Genomic DNA, 23,778 nt, shown 5'->3' with positions numbered 1-23,778 from the left:
CTCGCTGAAGGCCCCTTGATCTTCCCGCGCCGGACGTGCTCGGAGAGCCCTCCAACCGGGTGGCATACGATCCGTGACCAGTACAGAACGTGAGGAAAGGTCTCCCGTGAGCACTCAGACCCAGGCGCCGCCGCGCCCGGTGCGCATCGCCTCGGCACTGACCTTCGTGCAGGGTCTGGGCGGTATCGCGCTGGCCGTCGCCCTCGTCATCCGGGTGATCGGGGGCTCGACCCCCGCGGGTCCGATCCTCGGTGCGGCCGGTGTGCTCGTGCTCTGGTTCGGCGGCGTGCTCTTCGCGACGGTCATGTTGTTCCGCGGCCACCACGGCGCCCGCACGCCCGTGATCGTCACGCAGCTGCTGCTGCTCGGCTGCGCCTGGTACGCGTACGGACCGTCGGAGCAGCCGCTGATCGGCTCGTTGGGCGGCATCTACTGCGTCGTCGTGCTCGTGTTCCTGTTCACGAACGACGGCCGCAAGTGGGCCATTGGCTACATCGACGAATCAGAAGTCGACAAAGCCGACTAAAGGAGGGTGGTCACGGTCACACGTCCGGGTGAAGCTGTGCGTGGTTGCTTAACCACTCCCTGCACTCACGAGGTGACCAACCATGCGTTTGACCATTGCGATCGCGGGCGCCGTCCTGGCGGCTCTCTCCCTCGCCCCTGCTGCCACGGCCGCTCCGGAGAACCCGGACATGTCGCCGATGATCATCGGCGGCAGCTACGCCCAGAACTTCCCCTACGCGGCGCGCCTGTTCGCCAACGGACGGGAGAACTGCTCCGCCACCAAGATCGCTCCCAACTGGATCCTGACGGCTGAGCACTGCGTGGCGAGCAGCGCCACGTACACGTTCCGCGCGGGCAGCCTGGACCAGACCTCCGGTGGCCAGATGGTCACCGCGAGCCAGATCATCAAGCACCCGTCGGCCGACCTGGCGCTGGCCAGGGTCTCACCGGCGATGTCCGGCCCGTTCTCCCCGCTCGTCGCGAATGTCACGACCAACCAGACCGTGCAGCTCTACGGCTGGGGTGCCACGTGCACCAACCAGCCGGAGATCAACTGCCAGTCGCGCTACCTGAAGGTCGCGAACACGCGCGTCACGAACACGAACGGCCGTGACTACCGCGGTGGCGTCGCCATCTCGGTGACCAGGGTCGACGGCATCGCGGCCGGCGGTGACTCCGGCGGCCCGATGTTCGCCAACGGCCGCCAGGTCGGCGTCGCCTCGACGTCGGACCGTTCGACGCGTTCCAACTACACCAGCGTCAACCACGGCCCCTACCGCAGCTGGATCACCCAGTACACGGGCGTCTGACACGCAGCTTGACCAGCGGTAACCCTGCGATGGCCCTCGGCTCCGGCCGGGGGCCATCACCCTACGTGACCACTAATGGTGGATGGACACGAACGGAGTAGCCAGTTACCGTGCCTCCAGCGTTCGCGCCGCTCGGGAGCATGGTGAGGTGGCCCAGTGCAGGACGGCCCGCAGCGGGTGACGACACAAGGCGATTCCGAACGCCCGAACGTGGCTCGGCTGTTCGACTACTACCTCGGTGGAGCCCACAACTTCGCGGTTGACCGCGCGTTGGCCGAGGAGATCATCCAGAAGTTCCCCGTCGCCGAGATGGCGCGCACGATCAGGTCCTTCTCGCGGCGCGTGGTGCGCCTGTGCGTCGAGGAGTACGGCATTCGCCAGTTCCTCGACCTGGGCAGCGGCATCCCGACCGCCGGCAACGTCCACGAGGTCTCCCAGTCGCTCGACCCGTCGTGCAACGTCGTCTACGTCGACAACGACGCGGTGACCGTGGCCCACGCCCGCACGATGCTGCGCGACAACCTCAACGCCGCCATCGTGCAGTCCGACGTCTGCGACGTCGGCGCCGTGCTGCGGCACCCGGAGACGCGCCGTCTCATCGACTTCACCAAGCCGACCGCCGTGCTGATGGTCGGCGTGCTGCCGTACGTCACCGACGAGCCCGCAGGCGTCGTCGCGCGCTATCGGGCCGCGTTGTCCGAGGGCAGCGTTCTCGCGTTGACGCATCTCACGAAGGACGTGGAGCCGGAGCTCGTCGGCCAGCTCGTCGACCTCGGGGACGACATGGGCCTGAAGCTCGTGCCGCGCTCCAAGCAGGACGTGGAGGAGTTCCTCTGCGGCCTGAAGCTGCTGGAGCCGGGGCTCGTGCTCGCCGCCCACTGGAGGGCGGACGGGGAGCTGCCCGGCACGTCCGCCGCTGCCGACGCGTCCACGTACGGCGCCGTCGGGATGATCTGAGGCCGGGAACGGCAAAGGCCGGGCCCGAAGCACAGGGGAGGCTTCGCGGACCCGGCCTTGACGGTCGCTCGGGCTGTGTCAGCCCCGGTACGCGCCCTGCGGCTGACCGGCGAGAGCCGCCGGGCCGCGGTACTGCGCGCTGCCGAACGCGAGGATCGCGTAGCCGATGAGGCTGAACAGCCACAGGCCCACGACGCCGAACACGGTGTCCTTCGCGAACGACTTCGCGATGTCGATCGACACGATCACCGAGATGACGATGTTCACGAACGGGATCAGCATCAGGATCAGCCACCAGCCCGGACGGCCGGCGATCTTGAGCCACACGTAGATGTTGTAGATCGGGATGATCGCGGCCCAGCCCGGCTGCCCGGCCTTGGTGTTGACCTTCCACATGATGATGATGCCGATCACCGCGAAGATGAGGCTGATCACCAGGAAGACGCCGGAGACTGCGGCTGCGGCATTCGGGTCGATGGTGGTCGGGTCAGTGCCCACGGTCGTTCCTTCTTTCCACGCTTACTTGTGCCGGGGGATCGGCGAGCGGGGACGCTGCCAGCACCGTGCACCCGTCCTCAGTGGAATTCCCGTTTCGTGAGCCTTTTGAGACCTTCTGTCAACCTTCAGAGTGACGAGCCGAGCTTGGCCAGGGCTTCGTCCGCGACGCGCATGGTCGTCCACTCGTCCATCGGTATGGCGCCCAACGACTTGTAGAACCCGATGCTGGGCTCGTTCCAGTTCAGCACCCACCACTGCAGACGGCTGTACCCCTTCGCGACGCACTCCTGGGCAAGCGCTTCCAGCAACTGCTTCCCGAGGCCCTTGCCACGCTGGTCCGGCGTGACGTAGAGGTCCTCGAGGTAGATGCCGTGCACCCCGTCCCACGTCGAGAAGTTCAGGAACCACAACGCGATCCCGACGACCTGACCGTCCACTTCGGCCACGTGACCGAAGAGTGCGGGACTCTCGCCGAACAGCGCGGTGTGCAACTGTTCCGATGTGAGGTGGCACTGTTCCGGCGCCTTCTCGTACAGCGCCAGTTCGTACACCAGCCCCACGACCGCGTCGACGTCGCGCGGTTCCACCCGCCGGATCATCACACCTCCCAGGCAGGCACGTTGAGCCTGCGCACCTGCGGGTCGCCCCGCTCGTCGCCCAGCTGGCAGATGCCGGCCGGGTCCAGTCCGAAGTGGACGCCCTGGTCGGGCGCGAGACCGAGCCACGCCGCGATCAGCACGCGGCTGAAGTGCCCGTGACCGACCAGCACGACGTCACCGCCGGGCAGGGTCTTGCGCACCTCGCCGAGCACCTTGCGCGCCCGTTCCTGCACCTCCGCGTGCGTTTCGCCGTTCGGCATCGGGTGCGTCCACACCGTCCAGCCGGGCACGCGCTCGCGGATCTGCGGCGTGGTGATGCCCTCGTAGTCGCCGTAGTCCCATTCGGCCAGGTCCTCGGTCGTCGCGCCGACCTCCAGCCCGGCCAGCGCGGCCGTTCTGGTGGCGCGCTGCCGCGGGCTGGTCAGCACGAGTGCGGGAGCCTGGTCCGTGCCTCTCAGCCGGGCGAGCACGGCGCCCGCGCGGCGTGCCTGCTGCTCGCCCTCGGGCGTCAGCTCGATGTCAGTGCGTCCCGTGTGCCTGCCGCTCTCGGACCACTCGGTCTGGCCGTGCCGCAGCAGGTAGAGGTGGGTGCTCACCTGTTCGATCCTAGGCAGTGACGGGGAGCACGTTTGGAGGAGTCCTCCCGCGAGGTACCCGGCGCGCCATGACCGCCGAGCAGCCCGACCACGGCGCACCCGACGAGGTCGACCCCCAGGAGATCCGCGAGGCCTTCGGGGTTCGCGTCGCACGCATCCGGGCGGAGCTGACCTCGACGTGGAACAAGCTGAGCCAGACCGAGCGCGACACGGACGCCAGAGGGTTGTGAAAACCGCGCCGTTCCGGCCGTTTGGGCTGAACGGCGTACTACTCACGGCTGATTGTCGTTTCGATTGGCAGATTCCGGGCCTCATTCGTGCCGCGTGGAGTGCTGCGTCGCTAGAACGGAGTGGATCGTCCTTCTGAGGGGGACCCGCACATGCGACGTTCGATCACGCTTCTCCTGCCTGTTCTGATGGCCGCGGCACTACCGGCGCTGCCCGCGTCGGCCGCGCCGGAACCACCTTCCACACCGGGCTGGACCGTCTCCGGAGACCTGGTCAGATGGACCACCGCCACGCCCGTGCCGCTGCGCGACGCGGGCGTCGAGTTCTGGGAGGGCGACCGGTTCCTCGGACGCGCCCAGGAGTCCGCGAACCTGCGGTCCTTCACGCTGAAGGCCGCGCTGAAGGACCCCGCCGCGCTCCAGGTGCGGTCCGCGGGCAGGCGCCTGGACGTGCCGGAACCGCCGGCCGCGGGACTGTCCGTGCCCGAGCTGCCGGCGCCGCAGCCGCAGGCGGACGTGGATCCGGGCACGCCGGGGCCGTACGCCACCACCACCGGTGAGTACTCGCTCGACCCGGTGAAGCTTCCCGAGTACGCCGCGCCGATCGAGATGGAGGCCGTGGTCGTCGCGCCGAAGGGGGCGCCCGGCAAGCGGCCGCTCGTGCTCCTGCTGCACGGCAGGCACTTCACCTGCTACAGCAAGTCCGATCCGAACCAGATCAGGATGAGCTGGCCGTGCCCCAGCGGCTTGACCGCCGTGCCGAGCCACAAGGGTTATCTGAAGGCGCAGCAGTTGCTGGCGTCGCAGGGGTATCTGACGGTGTCGATCTCCGCGAACGGCATCAACGCCCAGGACGCGCTGACCGCCGACGCCGGCGCGCAGGGCCGGTCGTCGCTGGTGCGTCACCACCTGGCGAAGTGGGCGGACTGGGCCTCCGGCCGCGGGTCCGCGCCCGCCGCGGTGGAGTCCGCGCCGCCCGCCGACATGGCGAAGGTGTTGCTGATGGGCCATTCCCGCGGTGGCGAGGGCGTCAACCGCGCCGCCACCGACAGCCTCACCCCGCCGCCCGGCGACACCGGGTTCAGCGGCCCGGTGCGGTGGAACATCCGCGGGAACGTGCTGATCGGCCCCACGATCTTCGGCCACAACCCGGCGCCGGACGTGCCCTCGGTGACGTTCCTGCCCGGCTGCGACGGGGACGTGTCCGACCTGCAGGGCCAGATCTTCGTCGACCAGACCCGCGGCCTGAGCCGTGGCGAGGCCCTGCACAGCGCGCTGTACATGATCGGCGCGAACCACAACTACTTCAACAGCGAGTGGACGCCCGGCCAGGCCGAGGCGCCGGCGTCCGACGACTTCTGGCCGGGCCAGCAGCCGGACCCGTTGTGCACGCCGGGTGTTCCGACCCGCCTGACCGCCGAGCAGCAGCAGACCGCGGGCGCCACCTACCTCGCGGCGTCCGCGCGGCTGTTCCTCGGCCGTGACGAGTCCGTGCTGCCGTTGCTCGACGGCTCGGGCGTGCGCGCTCCGTCCGCCGACCCGGCTCGTGTGCTCTCGCACGCCATCGGTGGCGACCGGAAGTCGTTCGTCGTGCCGGACGGTTCTACCGCTGTGTCCGGAAGCGCGCGCGTCTGCCAGCAGACGTCCCGGGACGCCGCTGTCGCTTGCAGCACCGCGCGTTCGCCGCACTTCGTCGGCTTCCGCGGTGCCGTGTCCCAGCCCGAACGTCTCGCGGTGGCGCTGAAGTGGACTGCCGCCGGCCAGGCCGGTGCGGTCACGCCTTCCTCGCCGGTGTCGTTGGACGGCTCGCGTGATCTGGCGCTGCGCCTGGCCGTGCCGCCGAACGCGCCGGCGTCCAGGTTCGGTGTCGCCGTGACCGACCACACTGGACTCAGGCACGTGCTCGGGTCGGTGTCCGTGGCCGGCCTTCCCGGTAGCGACCGGACGAGTTCGTTGTGGGCGCAGGAAGTTCGCGTGCCGCTGGCCTCCGGCATCGGCCGGGTCGCGTCGCTGGAGCTGGTGCCCGAGTCCGCGTCCGGCGAGGCGTGGCTGATCGACGCGTACGGCTGGGACAAGGGCCTCGTGCCGCTGCTTCCCGCGCGCCTGGCTCGGGTCGACGCCACCGTCACGACCGTCGACGAGGGCGACTCCGGCACGCAGACGCGCACCATCGTCGTCACCGCCGGCGGCAACGGAACCCGCGTCATCCGGCTCTTCTACAACGAGCCGGGCAACGTGTCCGCCACCAAGCTCGTGACGCTGAAGCAGGGCGAGAGCCGCGCCGAGGTGCCCGTCACCTTCACCGGCAACACGAAGTGGGGCGGCGACGTCCGGCATCCCGTGTCGGTGCAGGCGATCTCCAACGCCGTCGTCGGATCCGCGATGGGCGGCCTGCTCGTGCGCGACGACGACCCGGCGCCGAAGCTGACGGTGACGCCCGTCGCCGGCAGCGTGACCGAGGGCGGCACCCTGAAGTGGAAGCTGACGCTGTCGGAGACCGCGGACTCGGCCGTCTCCGTGTTCGGCGCCCCGGTGGCACCCGCCTCCGGCACCGAACTGTCCACAACGGACGTCGACGCGGACTGGCTCCGGCAGAACTCCGGTGAGGAGCCGCTGCCGTCCCGTCCGCTGTCGTCGACGCAGCTGATGTTCTTCGTGTTCGTCCCGGCGGGTCAGACCTCGGCCGAGTTCGAGGTGCCGACCGCGACCGACACCGAGGCGGAGGGCGAGGAGCAGGTCCGGCTGAAGTTCGAGGGCAACTCGCCCACCGGCACCGAGTTCGAGGTGACGGGCGAGGTCACCGAGGCGGCGTGACCGTGCGCGGGTGGTCGCTTCGGCGGCCACCCGCTGCCCAGCTCCCCAGGAGCCGGAGCTTCTCCTCCGACGGCGAGCCCGTGTCGGCGCTGTAGACGACGACGGTCTGCCCCGGCCCGTCCGGCAGGCGCAACGTCTGCCAGTTGAGCTTCATGTCGCCCACGGCCTCGTGGAAGAACCGCTTGACGCCGTGCTGGTGCTCGGAGAGCCGGTAGTCCGCCCACATGGCCGCGAACTCCTCCGACCGCGTGCTCAGGTCCCCGACGATCCGCGCCAGGGCGTCGTTGTCGCGGCCGGGGATGACGGAGGCGCGCAGCGTGGCGACGATGTCGGCGGCGACCGCGGCCCAGTCGCGGTAGACGACCCGCGCACGTGGGTTCAGGAACATCCACTTGGCGAGGTTGCGGTCCTCCGCGGGCATGGCCTCGAAGTCGTCGAGCAACGCCTTGCCGGCGTGGTTGATGCCCAGGATCTCCAGGTACGGCCCGTGGATGACGGCGGGCACGTCCATGGCCCGGATCATGGACTGCAGCGCGGGCCGGGCCCTCGTCGTCACCGGCCGCGACGGCTCGGGCTGCAGCAGCTCGGCGAAGTAGCGGCTCTCGACCTCGTCGAGCCGCAACGCCCGTGCGATGGCGTCGACGACCTGCCCGGAGACGTTGCGCGCGCGACCCTGCTCGAGCTTGACGTAGTAGTCGACGCTGACCCCGGCGAGGATCGCCACCTCGGCCCGCCGCAGCCCTTTGACCCTGCGCGGTGTCGTGGCGGCGGGCAGCCCCACGTCCTCGGGCGCCAGTGCGGCTCGGCGCGAGGTGAGGAAGTCGCGCAGTTCGCTGGTCATGTTCCCGAGTATGGCCGCCTCGTTCTCGGGTCGGCAGCGCGTGGGTGGTACTGCCAGAGCCACTACGAGGGGTACCAGTTACGCCCTTCGAATTGCTCGTTCGCTGGGACGTAATGGAAAGCGTCAACAACGTCCCCGCAAGGAGAACACCGTGTCTGTTTGGTTCGTCACCGGAGCGTCGCGCGGCCTGGGCCTGGAGATCGTGAAGGCCGCACTGACCCGCGGCGACAGGGTGGTCGCCACCGCCCGCGACCCGCGCACGATCGAGGAGGCGCTGGGCCGCTCCGACAACCTGCTCGCCCTGCCACTGGACGTCACCGCGCAGGACCAGGCCGACGCGGCCGTGGAGGCGGCCGTCGCCCGGTTCGGCGGCATCGACGTCCTGGTGAACAACGCCGGCCGCGGCCTCGTCGGTGCCGTCGAGGAGACCAGCGACGCCGAGGCCCGCGCGGTCTTCGACATCAACGTGTTCGGCCTGCTGACCGTCATCCGCGCGGTGGTGCCCGTGATGCGTGCCGCGCGCAGTGGCCGGATTTTCAACATCAGCTCGACCGGCGGGGTGGTCGCCTGGGCCGGGTGGGGTGTCTACAGCGCCACGAAGTTCGCTCTGGAGGGCCTGACCGAGTCGCTGCGCCTGGAGCTGGCCCCGCTGGGCATCCAGGTCACGTCGGTGCAGCCCGGGCCGTTGCGGACCGACTTCCTCGCCTCGTCCTCGCTGGGGCAGGTGGAGCGGGTGATCCCCGACTACGCCTCGACCGGTGGCGCCTCCCGGGAGTGGGCCGGAGCGAACCACGGGCTGCAGGAGGGGGACCCGGTGAAGGCGGCGGAGGCGTTGCTGACCCTCGTCGACCTCGCGGAGATGCCGGCCCGGCTGCCGCTCGGCACGTCCACGCTGGGGGACATCCGGGCGAAGCTGGACGCGGTCGGTGCGGAGCTGGAGACGTGGCAGGAGCTGTCGCGGTCGACCGACGTCGTGCCCGCCTGAAACGCCTCGGCAACGACGAACGGCGCCGCCCCCTGCCCAGGGGAGCGGCGCCGTTCGACTAGAAGGCCAGGAAGGGCTCAGCCCTGCTTGGTCTCCCAGAAAATCTTGTCGATCTGCGCGATCAGGTCGAGAAGCGCCTGACCCGAGGCCGGGTCCATGGACGCCTTCGTGCCGCCCGCGCCCGCGGCCTTGGTGGCGCGGTTGAACAGGTCGTGCAGCTCGGGGTACTTCTCGAAGTGCGGCGGCTTGAAGTAGTCCGTCCACAGCACCCACAGGTGGTGCTTGACGAGCTCGCTGCGCTGCTCCTTGATCAGGATGGCGCGCTCCCGGAACTCCGGGTCCTCGTTGGCCTGGTACTTCTCCTGGACCGCCTTGACCGACTCGGCCTCGATGCGGGCCTGCGCGGGGTCGTAGACACCGCACGGCAGGTCGCAGTGCGCGGTGGCTTCGACGCGCGGGCGGAGAATGCGCGACACGAGTCGCATCGTTCCTCCCAGAATGAAAAAACAGTGGATGCTCCGACAGGTAGGACCCTACTCCGGCTGATCGAAGGGTGATCGTTGAGATCGCGTCTCTCCACCGTGCTCGTGAAGGGGCCCTCCATGGTCCCTGCCCTGCGCAACGACGACATCGTGCTGGTCAGGTGGGGTGCGGAGCCGAAGCCGAAGGACGTCGTGCTGGTCAGGTGGGCCAGTCGGCCGGACCAGCTGTCGGTCAAACGTGTCTCTCATCAAGTGGACGGCGGGTGGCACGTCGTGGGGGACAACCCGTTCGCGAGCACCGACTCCGAACACCTCGGACCTGCGGAGGTGCTCGGAGTCGTCAAAGCTCGACTATGGCCGAGGCCCGCTTTCAGGCTTTGAGGGACGCGTACAGGGCGAGGCAGTCCTCGTAGCGAGGCAGGACGCCGGCCTCGTACGCCTCGGCGAGGGTCGGGGCGGCGGTGTCCTTCTCCGACAACAGGAACTCGAGCTCGCGCGGCCACGGGAGGTCGAGTGCCGGGTCGAGCGGGGTGAGGCCGTGCTCGCCGGACGGGTTGTAGGCGGTGGAGCAGAGGTAGTTCATGGTCGTGTCGTCTTCCAGCGCGATCATCGCGTGACCGAGGCCCTCGGCGAGGTAGACCGCGTTGCACTTCGTGGAGTTCACCAGCACGGCGTCCCACTGCCCGAACGTGGGGGAGCCGACGCGGATGTCCACGATCACGTCGATGAACGAGCCGCGCGGGCAGAAGACGTACTTCGCCTGCGACGGCGGCACGTCCGCGTAGTGGATGCCCCGGATCGCCCCCGCGCGGGAGACGCTGTGGTTGGTCTGGGCGACCCTCAGCGGGTGCCCGACCGCCTCGACGAAGGCGGCCTCCTGGTACGGCGAGACGAACACGCCGCGGTCGTCGGGAAATGTCCGAGGGGTGAACTCGAACGCGCCGTCAATTTTCAGCGAACTCGCCTGCATGCCGTCACTCTAAGGCGTCAATCTTTCTTGACCGATCGGGTGCTTCCTGCCAGCGGAAACTGACCGGTCGGTTCAGAAAACCGGACGGACGTCTTGCTACATGCCCTCTGACCTGCGGAAAAAGTGTGATCCCCGCCGCAGACAGCGACGCGGGACCCTGCCACACTTCCCGTCACCCGCAGCACTCGGGCGGTTCTCCGACGCAACTCGTCGGAGGGCATCGACCGAGTTTCCAGGCCCCGTGTACCCGGCGTGACAACGCTGGGCCGGTGCGCCGTTTGGTGATGAGCCCGAGATTTCCGGGCCACTACGCCGCCCGCACCGCAGGAGGGACGCCGTGACAGCAGTGAACGAAGCCCGTATCGAGAACTCCGATCCGACGCAGTTGACGGACGAGGAGATCTTCAACGCGCACCTGGGCGGGAAGCTCGAGGTCGGCGCGACCGCCTCGCTCGCTGACCCGAAGGCGCTGTCCATCGCGTACACCCCTGGTGTCGCACGAGTGAGCAAGGCCATCGCGGAGGACCCCTCCCTGGCCGCCAAGTACACGTGGGCGCACCGCCTCGTCGCCGTCGTCAGCGACGGCACGGCGGTGCTCGGTCTCGGCGACATCGGCCCGAGCGCGTCGCTGCCCGTCATGGAGGGCAAGTCCGCGCTGTTCAAGACGTTCGGCGGCCTCGACTCCATCCCGCTCGTGCTCAACACGACGGACGTGGACGAGATCGTCGAGACGCTCGTCCGGCTGCGCCCGTCGTTCGGCGCGGTCAACCTCGAGGACGTGTCCGCCCCGCGCTGCTTCGAGCTGGAGCAGAAGCTGATCGAGGCGCTCGACTGCCCGGTCATGCACGACGACCAGCACGGCACCGCCGTCGTGTCGCTGGCGGCGCTCAACGGCGCGAACACCGTCCTCGGCAAGAGCATCGCCGACCAGCGGGTGGTCATCTCCGGTGCGGGCGCCGCGGGCATCGCGATCGCCAAGATCCTCCTCGCCGCCGGTGCCGGCGACATCACGCTGCTCGACTCGCGCGGCATCGTCCGCACGGGCAGGGCCGGTCTCAACCCGATCAAGGAAGAGATCGCGGCGGTCACCAACCGGACGAACCTCGACGGTGGCATCGACGTTGCCCTGCGCGGCGCGGACGTCTTCATCGGCGTCTCGTCGTCCAAGGTCTCCGAGGACCTGATCGCGAGCATGGCGCCCGGCTCGATCGTCTTCGCGCTGTCGAACCCGGACCCCGAGGTGCACCCGGAGGTCGCCGCCCGGCACGCCGCGATCGTGGCGACCGGCCGCAGCGACTTCCCGAACCAGATCAACAACGTGCTCGCGTTCCCCGGCATTTTCCGCGGGGCACTCGACGCGGGTGCGCGACGGATCACGGAAGGCATGAAACTCGCCGCCGCGGATGCCATTCTCGCGGTCGCGAAGGATGATTTGGGCCCAGACCGAATTGTGCCCTCGGCATTGGACCCGCGCGTCGGACCCGAGGTCGCAGCGGCTGTGGCCGTGGCGGCGAAGGCCGACGGAGTCGCCTGATCACGCGCTCGTATTCGCCACTCATTTGCATCTCCACGGAGACCGGAACCACTGACGTGGCTTTTCGTTAACCCGTGCAGGGGTGGGCGATGACGCTCTGAAGCGCTACCGTCCCTCTCCTCGGGAGTTCTCCCGGGGAGAGGGTTCGTGTTTGCCGCCGTTCGGGTGCCGTTGTCGTGCCCACCCGAATTGCCGCGGGCGGTGGATGCGGGAGAGGGTGGGCCGGTGCCCAAGTGGGTGGGACGCGCGACGGTGGTGAACGGCCGTGCACGGACGGCTGTCCCTGCGTCCGGGAAACCTCCGATGACGCTGGACGGGCTGACCCTGCCCGACGCGCCGTCGTTGCTCGTGGATGTCAAGGGCGTCGTCATGCAGGCGAACCCCGCCGCTGTGGAGCTCGCGAACGCGCAGGGAGCCGACGACCTCGTCGGCCACGCGCTCAGTGACCTGCTCCTCGGCAACTCCGCCGACCTGCGGTTGCTGCGCGCGGACGGCACCGAACTGCCGGTGCGCGTCGCCCGGCACGCCGTCCCCGGCACGGGCCTGCAGGCCGTCCTGCTGATCGACGTCTCCGACCTCGCCTCCGCCGCGGACGCGTTGCGGGACGAACAGCGCCGCCTGCGCAAGGTGCAGCGGGTCGCGAACCTCGGCTCCTGGGAGTTCGACCCCGGCACCGGCATGACCGTCTGGTCGGACACGCACTACGAGCTCCTCGGCCTCGACCGCGGCTCCGTCGTGCCGGGCGCGCAGGCCGTCCTCGACGTCGTGCACCCGGACGACTACCACATGGTCGAGACGTACTGGCACGGCCGTGAGATCACCGGCGACCCGATCGACATCGAGTACCGGATCGTCCGCCCGGACGGCCAGCTGCGGTGGATCCGCGGCGTCGCCGAGGCGCGTCTGGACGACGCCGGCTCCCTCGACAAGATCACCGGCTACATCCGCGACATCACCGAGTCCAAGAGGGCGGCCACCGACCTCGCCCAGGAACGGGCGCGGCTGCTCGAGGCGCAGCGCATCGCCCGGATCGGCAGCTGGGCGTACGAGACGGGCACGCGGGCCGTGCACCGCAGCGAAGTGCTGCTGGAGATGTACGCCGAGCTGGGCATGCACCCGGACGACGACCTGCTCAGCGGCGTGCACCCGGACGACCGCGAGGCCGTCAAGGCGATCCGCCACTCGTTGCTGCACGCGAGCGACGGCGAACCGGTCGAGGTCGAGGTCCGCAGCGAGGTCGGCGAGCGCGTCTACATGTGCCGGGCCCGCGCGGAGATCGCGCCGTCCGGCCGCATCGACCGCTACCACGGCACCATCCAGGACGTCACCGAGGCGCGCGAGCTGGAACGCCAGATGCGCGAGGACCGCCGAAGACTGGCCGACGCGCAGCAGGCCGCGCGCCTGGGCATGTGGGAGTGGAACCCCGGGAGCGGTCAGGTCGTCTGGTCGGACATGCTGCGCGACCTCTACGGCATCCCCGCCGACGTCGCGGGCAGCTACCAGTACTACCTCGACCTCGTGCACCCCGAGGACCGCGGGTGGGTCGACGACCTGTGGCGCCAGCTCTCCGTCGACGAGGTCGCCGTCCAGTGCGAGCACCGCGTGGTGCGGCCGCACGACGGCGCGACGCGGATCTTCCGCTGCCACGGCATGATCGTCCACGACCCGCACGGCAAGCAGCTCGCCGTAGGCACCGCCCAGGACGTCACCGAGCAACGTGCCGCCGAAGCGCGCATGAAGCGTTCGTCGCAGCGCTTCACCGACCTGGTGTCCGTGACGCCGGTCGGCATCGGTCTGTTCGACGAGGGCGAGCGTCTGGTCGACGCCAACGACGCGTTGTGTGACCTGCTCGGCATGGAGCTGGAGCAGCTGCGCGGCATGACCGCCGAGCAGCTCACCCACCCCGAGGACACCTCGCCGGGGCTGCAGTGGGCCGCCGAGCGCACGCAGAAGATCCCGCAGCGCATCCTCGTCCGCCCCGACGGCGAGAAGGTCTACTGCGAGCTGCACATCGCGCTGTCCGTGCAGGACGACGGCCGCCGCTTCTGGCTGATCGTGTTCCTGGACATCACCGAACGCCGCCGCGCCGCCGAGGCGTTGCGCCACCAGGCCACCCACGACGAGCTGACCGGCCTCCCGAACCGCGCGCTGGTGAAGGAGATCCTCGGCAAGGCGCTGGACGGCCCTGGCCGTTCCAAGGTCGCCGTCCTGTTCTGCGACATCGACAACTTCAAGCGCGTCAACGACTCCCTCGGCCACGACGCGGGCGACGAGCTCCTCGTGGCCCTGGCACGCCGGCTGGAGGGCGGCCTTCCCGACGGCTGCACCGCCGCCCGCCTGTCCGGCGACGAGTACGTGATCATCTCCGAGGACATCGACTCGGTCGGCGGCGTCGACGCCCTGGCCACCCGCGTCGCGTCCCTGCTCAGGACCGCCGTCCCGGTGCACGGCCAGCTCGTCCGGGTCTCGGCGTCGATCGGTGCCGCCGTCCCGAACGGCTCGCGGGCCAACGGTGCCGACCTGCTGCGGTTCGCCGACGCCGCGATGTTCGAGGCGAAGCGGGCGGGCGCCGGCCGCGTGTCGCTGGCCTCCGCCGCGTTGATCGCGTCCGCCGACCGCCAGGTGCACCTCGAAGGCCAGCTGCGCGACGCGTTGCAGCACGACGGCCTGGCGCTGCACTACCAGCCCGTGGTGGGCGTCGACGGCGCCGTGCTGACCGCGGAGGCCCTCGTCCGCTGGCCGCACCCGGACCGCGGGCTGCTGCCGCCGGACGTGTTCCTGCCGGTCGCCGAACAGGGCGACCTGATGCGCGAGCTCGACCGCTGGGTGCTGCGCACGGCGTTGCGCGAGGCCGCGACCTGGCCCGCGCCCGACGGCCGTCCGGTGTCCGTCGCCGTGAACCTCGCCGGTCTCGTGCCGGGTGATCCGGAGTTCGTGGACATCGTGTCGACCGCGATCATGGAGTCCGGCGTCCCGTGGGAGCGCGTGGTGCTGGAGCTGGTCGAGACGGCGTTCGTCGACCTGCCCTCGCGCGTCCGCCAGTCGATGGACGAACTGGTCAAGCGCGGCGTCCAGTTCGCCGTGGACGACTTCGGCACCGGCTACTCGTCGCTCGCGCGCCTGAAGGACCTGCCGGCCCAGATCATCAAGGTCGACCGGCGCTTCGTTTCGGGCGTGGGCAACGACTCCTCGGACTTCGCCGTCGCCCGCGCCGTCGTCGACATGGCACGGGCGATGGGCCGCAAGTGCGTCGCGGAGGGCGTGGAGACCGCGACCCAGTTCCACGTCCTGCGCGGTGTGGGCGTGGACGCGTACCAGGGCTGGTTGTTCTCGCGTCCGGTGCCGCCCAAGGAGTTCCGCGCGGTGCTAGCTCTCGGGCCGCTCCACATACCCCGCGCTGGCTGAGACCTCGGGCAGCAGCGCCGCGATCCGGTGCTTGGGCAGGTCGATCAACCGCAGGTCGAGGTCCTCCTGCGACACGGACGCGTTGTCGACGATCTCCGCGGCCTGCCGCTTGGTCAGCACGCCCTGCGCCGCCGTGATCAACGCCTCGCGCCAGACGTTGCGCAGCTTGCCGTGCGCCTTCATCAGCACCTCGCGGACCGTGCGCTCGCCGAGCGACAACGTCCCGGCGAGGACCTGATCGGCGACGACGATCGTGGTCTTGCCATCTGGGTTGTTGCGCAGGAACTTCAACTTGAACCGGGTCGCCACCAGCTCCTGCAGTTCCTTCTGCCCGGCCTCGGACGACACCGCCGGGTGGTTGTTCGGCACCAGGCACGCGAGCCGCGCGGGTGACGAGGCGAGGAGGGTCCGCAGCAGCCACGGCCCGGGGTCCGCGGAGAGGTCCACGGCGAGCGAGGCCGCGCCCTTGCCGACGGGCTCGGCCCAGCCCGCCGCACGGGGCTTCGGCGGCGGCGAGGACTCCGGGCGCGGTGCCAGCTCCGACAACGCCGCCAGCGCCTCCTGCGACGGGCCGGACGACTCCACGGACTGCGCGCCGTGCGTGTAGATCCGCGTGCCCCCGGCGACCGCGCGACGGCCCGTCGGACGGCACACGTAGAGGTCGGCGGCGGACCCGATGGCCTGCGCGCCGTCGAAGCGGTGGAACGCGGGCAGGATCGCCTCGAACACCAGCCCGAGCTTCTGCAGTTCCTGCTGCACCTTCAGGCCGAGCGCGGGCGTGCGGTCGGAGAACCCGTAGGCGAGCAGCAGCCGGCCCGACGCGATGTCCTCCAACGCCTCGATGCCGCGTCCGGCGAACAGGCCCATGCCCTCCGGCGTGTAGGGCGGGTCGCTGAAGACGAGGTCCGCGGACTCGAGGACGGCCTGGGGCAGCCCGAAACGCATGTCGCAGTGCAACGTCCGGATGTCGAGCCCTCGCGCCTGCGCCCGCGAGTCGATGAACTCCAGCAGGCGCTCGTCGAGGTCCACGACCGTGATCGACACGGTCGGGTTGACGGCGGCGACGGCCAGCGACGTCAGGTCGTGGTCGCCCAGGCACAGCAACCGCTTGCCCGACAGCTCGTACGTCGAGTCCAGCCACACCGCGCGGTTGAGCGCCGTCTCGGCCGTCGCCTGCACGTGGTCCAACGAGGACAACGGCGGCGGCACGTCCGCGACGTCCACGAGGATCTGCCGCAGCACGTCGGTGTGGTCACGGACACCGGAGACGCCGAACTCCGCGCGGTACGCCGTGACCAGGCCGGGAGCGATGCGGTAACGATCACCTGAAGATTCGGCGTCGTCCCCGAGCGCCTTGAGCAGGTCCTGCACGGTGCGGCGCGGCACGGCGGGCAGGCGCACGAGTTCTGCCAGCGGGTGCCAGTCCTCACTGAGCAGGGACAACACCTCGCGGAGCTTGCGGGCGTGCACGCCGCGTTCCGCCACCAACTGCCGGACCTGATCGATCGTCACAAGCGGTAAACCATACGGCCCTTGACATGCTCCCCCCACCCGAAGGTCCAGGAGGTGCTTCCTGCTTCTTCGCCCGGCGCCTCTCAGAGGGGAGGACTTACCTGGGCTCCACGGGCGTTTCGCCTCTCCGCCTGCCCGGCGGCGAGGATGTTGAGTGCTGCGTTGTGGTCCCGATCGTGCCGCGTTCTGCATCCAGGGCACGTCCACGTTCGGGTGCCCAGCGGCATGGTGGTCATGAGATGTCCGCAGCTGGAGCATGTCTTCGAGCTGGGAAGCCAACGGGAGACCGCGTGCACTGTTCGGCCGTGACGTTCGGCCTTCTCTCGTAGAAGTTGGATGAACTGAGCCCATCCGGCATCGGAGATGGCTATGGCCAACGAGCGGTTGGCAAGCATCCCCGCGATGTTCAGGTCCTCCACGTAGACCACTTGGTTGTCGCGGACCAGGGTGAGGGCCAGTTTGTGATGATGATCCCGCCGGGCGCGAGCAGCTCTCCCGTGCAGCACCGCCAGCTTTCTTCTCGTCTTCTCGCGGTTCGAGCTGCCTTTGAGGCGGCGGTGCTTCTCCCGGTCCAGCCGTGCGAGCCTGCTCAGCAGGCGCACGAAGTGCCTCGGGTTGGGAAGGTCCAGAAACTGCCCCTCTGCCCCGGCCACCACGGCGAACCGCGTGATGCCGAGATCGATCCCGGCTTCCGCGTCGGTCGGGGGGAATGGAGTCGGATCCACATCCACGACGAACGACGCGTAGTAGTGGCCGTCCGGTTCCCGGATGACTGTGACCGAGCTCGGTTCGGACGGCAAGGCCCTGGACCAACGCACGCGCACGTCACCGACCTTGGCCAGGTACAGGCTGCCGTCAGGACGCAGGACGAACCCGTTGCGGGTGAGCCGGAACGACTGCCTGGAGTCCTTGCGAGACTTCAGTCTCGGTCGTCCCGCGGGGCGGCCCTTGCGTCGCTTCGCCAGGGATTCGAAGAAGTTCCGATACGCCCTGTCCGCGTCACGCACCGATTGCACCAGTGCCACTGATGCGACGTCGTGCAACCACACGCGGTCTGCATTCAGTTTCGCCTCGGTGATCACGCGTCGCTGCACCTCAGCCGGACTGATCTTCTCGCCGGCGCGCCGGGCGGCTTCCCGACAGTGAATCGCGTCGTTGAACACCACGCGAGCGCATCCGAACGTTCGCGCCAGCACGTCGCGCTGAACCACTGTCGGTTCGATCCTGTAGCGATACCGCGCGAGCATGCCGACCATTGTAATCGTTTGGACCCGCTGATCGGGACGGTGCGCGTCGGTTCGGCTACTCGCGGTCGATCAAACTGAAACCAAACCTGCGGTCTGTCACATAGTGGAACGCTGTGCCGGGGTACGCCGAACGAGTTAAGGTCTTTGGGATCTACATCCAGGGCGGCCCAATCGGGGTGGTCGTCACGACCGGAGGGATCCGAAGGGTGATCGAGTTCCGGGCCGTAACCAAGCGGTTCGAGGACGGGACCATCGCTGTCGACGAGCTCGACCTCGCGGTCGAGGCGGGCACCATTACGGTGTTCGTCGGTCCTTCCGGCTGTGGCAAGACGACGTCGCTGCGCATGGTCAACCGCATGATCGACCCGACCTCGGGCACGATCCTGGTGGACGGCAAGGACGTCCTCACCGTCGACCCGCCCACGCTGCGGCGTGGCATCGGCTACGTCATCCAGCAGGCCGGGCTCTTCCCGCACCGGACCGTGCTGGACAACATCGCGACCGTGCCGCTTCTGTCCGGTTGGGACAAACGCAAGGCGCGCACGAGGGCCGCGGAGCTGCTGGAGATCGTCGGGCTCGACGCGAACTTCGGCAAGCGGTACCCGGCTCAGCTCTCGGGCGGTCAGCAGCAACGCGTGGGTGTCGCCCGCGCGCTCGCGGCCGACCCGCCCGTGCTGCTCATGGACGAGCCGTTCAGCGCCGTCGACCCGGTCGTGCGCGAGGACCTGCAGAACGAACTCCTTCGCCTGCAAGCGGAACTCGACAAGACGATCGTGTTCGTCACGCACGACATCGACGAGGCGCTCAAGCTCGGCGAGCGCGTCGCGGTGTTCCAGACGGGCGGACATCTCGCGCAGTACGCGAAGCCGACGGAGCTGCTCAGCGCGCCCGCCAACGACTTCGTGGCCTCGTTCGTCGGACGCGACCGCGGCTACCGCACCCTCACGTTCCTGCACGCCGAGGTGCCCGTGCACCCCGTCGCGACGGCCAGGATCGGTGAGCGCGTCACCATCACCGACTGGACGCTCGTCGTCGACGAGCAGAACCGGCCCAGGGGCTGGCTGTCCGGTGTGGACGGTGAGGTCGAGGTCGGCGAACGCGACCTCATCTCCGGTGGCTCGCTCTACGACGGGTCCAGCCTGCGGGGCGCGCTCGACGCGGCACTGAGCTCGCCGTCCGCGCTCGGCGTGGTGGTCGACGACGCCGGCGCCGTCACGGGCGTCGTCCGGGCGGACGACGTGATCCAGGCCCTCGCGAAGGCCCGCGCGGCGGGTGAGGTCCCGAAGTGACCTGGATTTTCGAGAACTGGGAAAGGTTCTGGGAAGTCACCGAGGTGCACCTCCGGCTCTCCGTCGTGCCGGTGCTGGTCGGTTTCGTGCTCGCCATCCCGATCGGGTGGTGGGCGAGCCGGTCGCGGAGGGCACGCGCGGTGCTCTTCCCGTTCGCCAACGTGCTCTTCACGATCCCGTCCATCGCGCTGATCGTGATCACGCCGGTGCTGATCGGCACGAAGATCCTCGACGAGATCAACGTCATCGTGCCGCTCACCGTCTACACGGTGGCGCTGATGATCCGGTCCGTCGCGGACGCGCTGTCCGCGGTGCCGGGCAACGTGATCGCCGCGGCGAACGCGATGGGGTTCAGGCCGTTGCGCAGGTTCCTCACCGTCGACTTCCCGCTGGCGCTGCCGGTCACGATCGCGGGCCTGAGGGTCGCGACCGTGTCGAACATCAGCATGGTGAGCGTGGGCGCGCTCGTCGGCCTCGGCGGTTACGGCCAGCTCTTCACCGAGGGCTACCAGACCGACAACAGCGACAAGGTCCTCGCGGGTCTGATCGGGACGGTCGTGCTGGCGGTGCTCGCGGACGGCCTGCTGTTGCTGATCGGACGGCTGCTCACGCCGTGGGCACGGGTGGGGAGGTGAGCTGAGTGGGCGGCTGGCTCTTCGACCCCGCGCACTGGTCCGGCACGACCGGGATCCCGGTGCGGTTGCTGGAACATCTCGGGTACACGCTGCTGACCCTGGTGATCGCCGCGCTCATCGCGATCCCGCTCGGCGCGTTCGTCGGTCACACCGGCAAGGGCGGGTTCGTGATCGTCGGGCTCTCCAACGCGCTGAGGGCGCTGCCGACCACGGCGGTGCTGATCCTCGTCGTGCTGTGGGCAGGTCTGGGTGACTTCCCGGTGTACGTCGCGCTGGTGCTGCTGGCGATCCCGCCGATCATGGCGGGCACGTACGCCGGCATCCGCGCGGTGGACCCGGTGACGGTCGACGCCGCGAGGGGCGTCGGCATGCGTGAGTCGGGCGTGCTGCTCCAGGTGGAGATCCCGAACGCGCTTCCGTTGATCTACGGCGGTTTCCGCGGCGCCGCGCTGCAAGTGGTCGCGACCGCCACCATCGCCGCCTACACCGGTGCCGGTGGTCTCGGCAGGTTCGTCTTCGACGGCCTCGCCCTGCAGGATTTCGGACAGATGCTCGCCGGCGCGGTGCTCGTGGCACTGCTCGCCGTTCTCGTCGACCTGGGGTTCGCCGGCCTGCAACGGCTGACGGTCTCACCAGGGCTGCGTCCAGTGGGAAGCGGAGGAAAGAGATGAAGCGCATCGCCACGGCTGTCGCAGCCGTGATGCTTCTGTCGGCGTGCGGTGGTGACCCGCTGACGGGCGGCGCCAACAACCCGGCACCGACGGACACGATCGTCGTGGGTTCGGGCAACTTCCCCGAGTCGCGCCTGCTCGCGGAGATCTACGCGGAAGCGTTGGCCGCCAAGGGCGTCAAGGTGTCGAAGAAGCTGAACATCGGCAACCGCGAGCTGTACTACAAGGGTGTGCAGGACGGCTCGATCGACCTGATCCCCGAGTACACCGGCGTGCTGCTCAAGTACATCAACAAGGAGGCGACGCAGGTCGGCTCCGACGAGGTGTACGAGGCACTGAAGAAGGCGCTGCCGCAGAACCTGATCGTGCTCGACAAGTCCTCGGCCGAGGACAAGGACGCGGTCGTCGTCACGAAGCAGATCGCGGCCCAGTACAGCCTGAAGTCGATCGACGACCTCGTGCCGTACTGCAAGGACCTGGTGTTCGGCGGCCCGCCGGAGTTCCAGGACCGCGCGGACGGCCTGCCGGGCCTGAAGGCCAAGTACGCCTGTGAGTTCAAGGAGTTCAAGGTCCTCGACGTCGGCGGCCCGGTGACCGTCGCCGGCCTGAAGGACAACACGGTGCAGGCGGCCGACCTGTTCACGACGGACGCGGCCATCAAGGCCAACGAGTTCGTCGTGCTGGAGGACCCGAAGAACGTCTTCGCCGCGCAGAACGTGCTGCCGCTGATCAACGAGAAGAAGGCGTCGCAGCAGGTCCGCGACACCCTCAACGCCATCTCGAAGAAGCTCGACACGAAGACGCTGCTGGACCTCAACCAGAAGCTCTCGTCGCCGGACAAGCCGGAGCCGGAGAAGGTCGCCAAGGAGTGGCTCGCCTCCGCCGGTATCTGATCGGCCCCTGAGAACCGCCGGCCCGCAGGCCTCACGCCTGCAGGTCGGCGGTTTTCGCTTGCACGCCCATGTAGACGAAGCGGTCCTCGTAGCCCAGCGAGTGGTTCACGCGCAGCATGTGCTCGTTGTCGCTGCTGGTCCGCGTGTAGATCGTTTCGACGCCCTTCAGGTTGTGCAGCATGGACGCCTTGATCAGCCTGCCGAACCCCCGGCCGCGATGGGCGGGCAGCACGACCGTGTGCAGTTGCTCGGCCACGGTCGGCACGGCCGGGTTCAGTTCGACGACCGTGACGCCGGCGGCCTCGCCCTCGTGCAGCAGGAGGACGATCCAGCGGGCCGGGACGGTCTCGGCCTCCTCCCGCCGGATGCTCTCGACCGTGTTGCGCGTCAGGTCGAGCGACGTCTCGCCCTGCGGCGCGTCCCTGATGCCGTTGAGCGCCTCGACGTACGCCTCGACGACGGCCTCCGGTGCCGCGCCCTGCCACGTGACCAGTTCGTACCCCGCCGGGAGCTCACCGACCTCTGGCGGCTCTCCGAGGGTGAGCCGTTGCCTGGTCATCGTGGAGACGACGCGGAAACCGTGCGCGGCGGCGAACGCCTCGGCCGGGCTGTCCGCGAACACGCTCCAGGCTTCGACGACGGTGCGGCCGTCCATCAGGGGTAGCGCCGCGCGGAGCAACGCCGTACCGATGCCGCGGCGGCGCTGCTCCGGCAGCACGACAACGTTGGCGGTGGCCAGGTGCGCGTTCGCCTCCGTCAGCGAGATCCGCACCTCGCCGTAGCCGATGATCTTTCCATCCTCCCGCGCGACGACGAAGCGCGGCGGCTCGAAGCCGAGGTCGTCGTGAAGCTCCCACCTGGCGACGCAGGCCTCGTACAGCGGCCGCTCCTTGCCGGGAGTCCCCTCGACCGCCCAGGCCGCCAAGACCTCGTAGAGGCCACGCCGGTCCTCCTCGGACGCGGAAGCGAAGTCCAGCTCCTCCAGCGTCCCGCGGTACTGCTTGTCTTTTGCCCCCATACCTTCGATCTAAGCAAGGTTGTGTTGTTCTGCCCAGGCCGTGATGCAGGTTGCGATCTCCTTGGGCTTGTCCTCCTGCGCGTGGTGCCCGGCCTCGCCGAGAGCGACGACGTCCAGCGCGGCGATGTTCTCCCGGCACCACGCGGTGAGCGCGGGACCGATGGCCAGCGTCGGAGAGTTCTCGAAGGTCATCAAAAGCTTCGGCACGGGTGACGCAGTCAGCCACTCGCCGTAGGCCTGCATGCGGGGGATGAGCGCCGGAGGGTCGCCGTCGACCGGGAGCTGTCGCACCCACGCCAGCAACGGGCGGCGGCTCTCGCGGTCCGGGAACGGCGCCAGGTACGTGGCCAGGTCCTCGTCCGAGACGGGCGTGCGCACGCCGCCGGTGAAGGCCTGACGCACGAGGGTGTCCTGGTCCAGCACCAGTTCCTCGGCCACGCCGGGTGTGCGGAACCGGCGCGTCCGTTCCCGTGCGGCCGGCGGCAGGTCGGCGCTGTTCATGGGCTTCAGCATCGTCTCGAAGAAGGCGACGCCCGCGACGCGGGACGGGTGCCGGGCCGCCCAGTCGAACGCCAGAGAGCCTCCCCAGTCGTGACCGACCAGCACGACGCGGTCCAGTTCGAGGGCGTCGAACCACGCGTCGAGGTAGCGGGAGTGGTCGTCGAACGAGTAGCCGATGTCCGGCTTGCCGGATCTGCCCATGCCGATGAGGTCGGGGGCGAGCCCGCCCAGCTCCGGCAGGACGTTGCGCCAGATGTGCGACGAGGCGGGGTTGCCGTGCAGGAACACGAACGGCGTGTCGCCGTGCTCCTCGTAGTGCATGGTCGAGTCGAGAACGGGGACGACGGGCATCGCTGGCTCCTCAGTCGAGGGGGACGGCGAGCAGTGCGGTCAGGTCGCGGGACAGGGCGTCGGTTCTGTCCCCCAGCGGCGTCAGCAGGCGGTCCATCAGGGAGCGAACCGTCGTGATCGCGGGTTCGACCACGTCGAGGCCGTGCGGGGTCAGGGCCAGCCGCATGGTCCGGGTGTCGACGGCGTCACGGGTGCGCGAGACGAACCCCGCGGCCTCCAGCGACCGCGCCAGCTTCGAGACGTACAGCGGTTCGAGGCCGGTGTGGTCGGCGAGTTCGCGTTGCGACGGCTTGTCGAGGGCGACCAGAGACGACAGCACGACGTACTGCGCGTGCGTCAGCCCGAGAGGGTCCAACGCGCGGTCGACGGCCGTCCGCCACTTCATCGCCAGACGCCACACGAGGTGCCCAGGCGTCGGTCCCGCACTGCTCATGACA

The 23,778-nt window shown here is 69.3% G+C and carries 24 protein-coding genes; 13 read left to right on the top strand and 11 right to left on the bottom strand.

The window, feature by feature from the left end; all coding sequences use genetic code 11:
* Positions 1-106: 106 nt before the first annotated feature.
* The 3 genes from ACWF7A_RS28405 to ACWF7A_RS28395 all read left to right on the top strand — a co-directional run bounded on the left by ACWF7A_RS28405 (position 107) and on the right by ACWF7A_RS28395 (position 2,273).
* Complete coding sequence (locus ACWF7A_RS28405) at positions 107-526, top strand: hypothetical protein (protein ID WP_452253541.1); 420 nt, start codon at positions 107-109, stop codon at positions 524-526.
* A gap of 82 nt (positions 527-608) precedes the next feature.
* On the top strand, positions 609-1,316 hold the full coding sequence (locus ACWF7A_RS28400; RefSeq protein WP_452253540.1) for a S1 family peptidase: 708 nt from the start codon (positions 609-611) through the stop codon (positions 1,314-1,316).
* Between the two features lie 156 nt (positions 1,317-1,472).
* Positions 1,473-2,273, top strand: a complete 801-nt coding sequence (locus ACWF7A_RS28395; protein ID WP_452253539.1) for an SAM-dependent methyltransferase — start codon at positions 1,473-1,475, stop codon at positions 2,271-2,273.
* 78 nt (positions 2,274-2,351) lie between these two features.
* On the opposite strand, the gene ACWF7A_RS28390 is transcribed toward ACWF7A_RS28395, so the two are convergent.
* The 3 genes from ACWF7A_RS28390 to ACWF7A_RS28380 form a co-directional block, all read right to left on the bottom strand.
* Entirely contained in the window at positions 2,352-2,771 is a 420-nt protein-coding gene (locus tag ACWF7A_RS28390) for a DUF5684 domain-containing protein (RefSeq protein WP_452253538.1), read from the bottom strand.
* Positions 2,772-2,896: 125 nt separating this feature from the next.
* Positions 2,897-3,370 carry an N-acetyltransferase family protein gene (locus tag ACWF7A_RS28385; protein WP_452253537.1) on the bottom strand — a complete coding sequence of 158 codons (474 nt, stop codon included), beginning with the start codon at positions 3,368-3,370 and terminating at the stop codon, positions 2,897-2,899.
* Positions 3,370-3,966, bottom strand: a complete 597-nt coding sequence (locus tag ACWF7A_RS28380; protein ID WP_452253536.1) for a histidine phosphatase family protein — start codon at positions 3,964-3,966, stop codon at positions 3,370-3,372. The genes ACWF7A_RS28385 and ACWF7A_RS28380 overlap by 1 nt, the downstream gene beginning before the upstream one ends.
* Before the next feature lie 68 nt (positions 3,967-4,034).
* Here ACWF7A_RS28380 and ACWF7A_RS28375 point away from each other — a divergent pair, with 68 nt between their 5' ends.
* Entirely contained in the window at positions 4,035-4,196 is a 162-nt protein-coding gene (locus ACWF7A_RS28375) for a hypothetical protein (protein ID WP_452253535.1), read from the top strand.
* Between the two features lie 150 nt (positions 4,197-4,346).
* Positions 4,347-7,007 (top strand): alpha/beta hydrolase family protein, encoded by a 2,661-nt coding sequence (locus tag ACWF7A_RS28370; protein ID WP_452253534.1) that lies wholly within the window; start codon positions 4,347-4,349, stop codon positions 7,005-7,007.
* Here the strand turns inward: ACWF7A_RS28370 and ACWF7A_RS28365 are convergent.
* Positions 6,991-7,848 (bottom strand): helix-turn-helix domain-containing protein, encoded by an 858-nt coding sequence (locus ACWF7A_RS28365; protein ID WP_452253533.1) that lies wholly within the window; start codon positions 7,846-7,848, stop codon positions 6,991-6,993. The genes ACWF7A_RS28370 and ACWF7A_RS28365 overlap by 17 nt on opposite strands.
* 151 nt (positions 7,849-7,999) lie before the next feature.
* Between ACWF7A_RS28365 and ACWF7A_RS28360 the strand changes: the two genes are divergently transcribed.
* On the top strand, positions 8,000-8,833 hold the full coding sequence (locus ACWF7A_RS28360) for an oxidoreductase (RefSeq protein WP_452253532.1): 834 nt from the start codon (positions 8,000-8,002) through the stop codon (positions 8,831-8,833).
* A gap of 77 nt (positions 8,834-8,910) precedes the next feature.
* Here the strand turns inward: ACWF7A_RS28360 and sodN are convergent, their stop codons facing one another.
* A complete protein-coding gene (gene sodN / locus ACWF7A_RS28355) occupies positions 8,911-9,318 on the bottom strand; it encodes a superoxide dismutase, Ni (protein WP_093592081.1) in 408 nt (135 codons plus the stop codon).
* 96 nt (positions 9,319-9,414) lie between these two features.
* Between sodN and ACWF7A_RS28350 the strand changes: the two genes are divergently transcribed.
* Positions 9,415-9,696, top strand: coding sequence for a S24 family peptidase (locus ACWF7A_RS28350; RefSeq protein WP_452253720.1), 282 nt, complete (start codon positions 9,415-9,417; stop codon positions 9,694-9,696).
* On the opposite strand, the gene ACWF7A_RS28345 is transcribed toward ACWF7A_RS28350, so the two are convergent.
* The gene (locus ACWF7A_RS28345) at positions 9,686-10,285 is read right to left on the bottom strand and encodes a dTDP-4-dehydrorhamnose 3,5-epimerase family protein (RefSeq protein WP_452253531.1); all 600 of its coding nucleotides are present in this window, start codon (positions 10,283-10,285) and stop codon (positions 9,686-9,688) included. The two genes, ACWF7A_RS28350 and ACWF7A_RS28345, sit on opposite strands and share 11 nt — an antisense overlap.
* A 337-nt stretch (positions 10,286-10,622) precedes the next feature.
* On the opposite strand from ACWF7A_RS28345, the gene ACWF7A_RS28340 reads away from it, so the two are divergent.
* Positions 10,623-11,819: an NAD(P)-dependent malic enzyme gene (locus tag ACWF7A_RS28340; protein WP_452253530.1), complete on the top strand. Its 1,197-nt coding sequence runs from the start codon at positions 10,623-10,625 to the stop codon at positions 11,817-11,819.
* A 303-nt stretch (positions 11,820-12,122) separates the two neighbouring features.
* Complete coding sequence (locus tag ACWF7A_RS28335) at positions 12,123-15,224, top strand: EAL domain-containing protein (protein WP_452253529.1); 3,102 nt, start codon at positions 12,123-12,125, stop codon at positions 15,222-15,224.
* Here the strand turns inward: ACWF7A_RS28335 and ACWF7A_RS28330 are convergent.
* A complete protein-coding gene (locus tag ACWF7A_RS28330) occupies positions 15,186-16,736 on the bottom strand; it encodes a bis-aminopropyl spermidine synthase family protein (protein ID WP_452253528.1) in 1,551 nt (516 codons plus the stop codon). The two genes, ACWF7A_RS28335 and ACWF7A_RS28330, sit on opposite strands and share 39 nt — an antisense overlap.
* 83 nt (positions 16,737-16,819) lie before the next feature.
* On the bottom strand, positions 16,820-17,983 hold the full coding sequence (locus ACWF7A_RS28325; RefSeq protein WP_452253527.1) for an RNA-guided endonuclease InsQ/TnpB family protein: 1,164 nt from the start codon (positions 17,981-17,983) through the stop codon (positions 16,820-16,822).
* Positions 17,984-18,189: 206 nt separating this feature from the next.
* Between ACWF7A_RS28325 and ACWF7A_RS28320 the strand changes: the two genes are divergently transcribed.
* From ACWF7A_RS28320 to ACWF7A_RS28305, 4 genes are read left to right on the top strand one after another with little or no spacing between them, the layout of a single operon-like run.
* The gene (locus ACWF7A_RS28320; RefSeq protein ID WP_452253526.1) at positions 18,190-19,272 is read left to right on the top strand and encodes an ABC transporter ATP-binding protein; all 1,083 of its coding nucleotides are present in this window, start codon (positions 18,190-18,192) and stop codon (positions 19,270-19,272) included.
* A complete protein-coding gene (locus ACWF7A_RS28315) occupies positions 19,269-19,907 on the top strand; it encodes an ABC transporter permease (RefSeq protein ID WP_452253525.1) in 639 nt (212 codons plus the stop codon). Before ACWF7A_RS28320 ends, ACWF7A_RS28315 begins: the two co-directional genes overlap by 4 nt.
* Positions 19,908-19,912: 5 nt before the next feature.
* The gene (locus tag ACWF7A_RS28310; RefSeq protein ID WP_452253524.1) at positions 19,913-20,578 is read left to right on the top strand and encodes an ABC transporter permease; all 666 of its coding nucleotides are present in this window, start codon (positions 19,913-19,915) and stop codon (positions 20,576-20,578) included.
* Positions 20,575-21,471 (top strand): ABC transporter substrate-binding protein, encoded by an 897-nt coding sequence (locus tag ACWF7A_RS28305; protein ID WP_452253523.1) that lies wholly within the window; start codon positions 20,575-20,577, stop codon positions 21,469-21,471. The genes ACWF7A_RS28310 and ACWF7A_RS28305 overlap by 4 nt, the downstream gene beginning before the upstream one ends.
* Positions 21,472-21,502: 31 nt before the next feature.
* Here ACWF7A_RS28305 and ACWF7A_RS28300 read toward each other — a convergent pair whose 3' ends face one another.
* The 3 genes from ACWF7A_RS28300 to ACWF7A_RS28290 are packed head-to-tail and all read right to left on the bottom strand — an operon-like array spanning position 21,503 to position 23,774.
* Complete coding sequence (locus ACWF7A_RS28300; protein ID WP_452253522.1) at positions 21,503-22,489, bottom strand: GNAT family N-acetyltransferase; 987 nt, start codon at positions 22,487-22,489, stop codon at positions 21,503-21,505.
* A 9-nt stretch (positions 22,490-22,498) separates the two neighbouring features.
* A complete protein-coding gene (locus tag ACWF7A_RS28295) occupies positions 22,499-23,341 on the bottom strand; it encodes a haloalkane dehalogenase (protein ID WP_452253521.1) in 843 nt (280 codons plus the stop codon).
* Positions 23,342-23,351: 10 nt separating this feature from the next.
* Entirely contained in the window at positions 23,352-23,774 is a 423-nt protein-coding gene (locus tag ACWF7A_RS28290; protein ID WP_452253520.1) for a MarR family winged helix-turn-helix transcriptional regulator, read from the bottom strand.
* Positions 23,775-23,778: the final 4 nt, after the last annotated feature.

Source organism: Lentzea sp. NPDC055074 (assembly GCF_053608005.1).
Note: the sequence above shows the minus strand (reverse complement) of the source record. Positions and strands in the feature narration are given on the sequence as shown.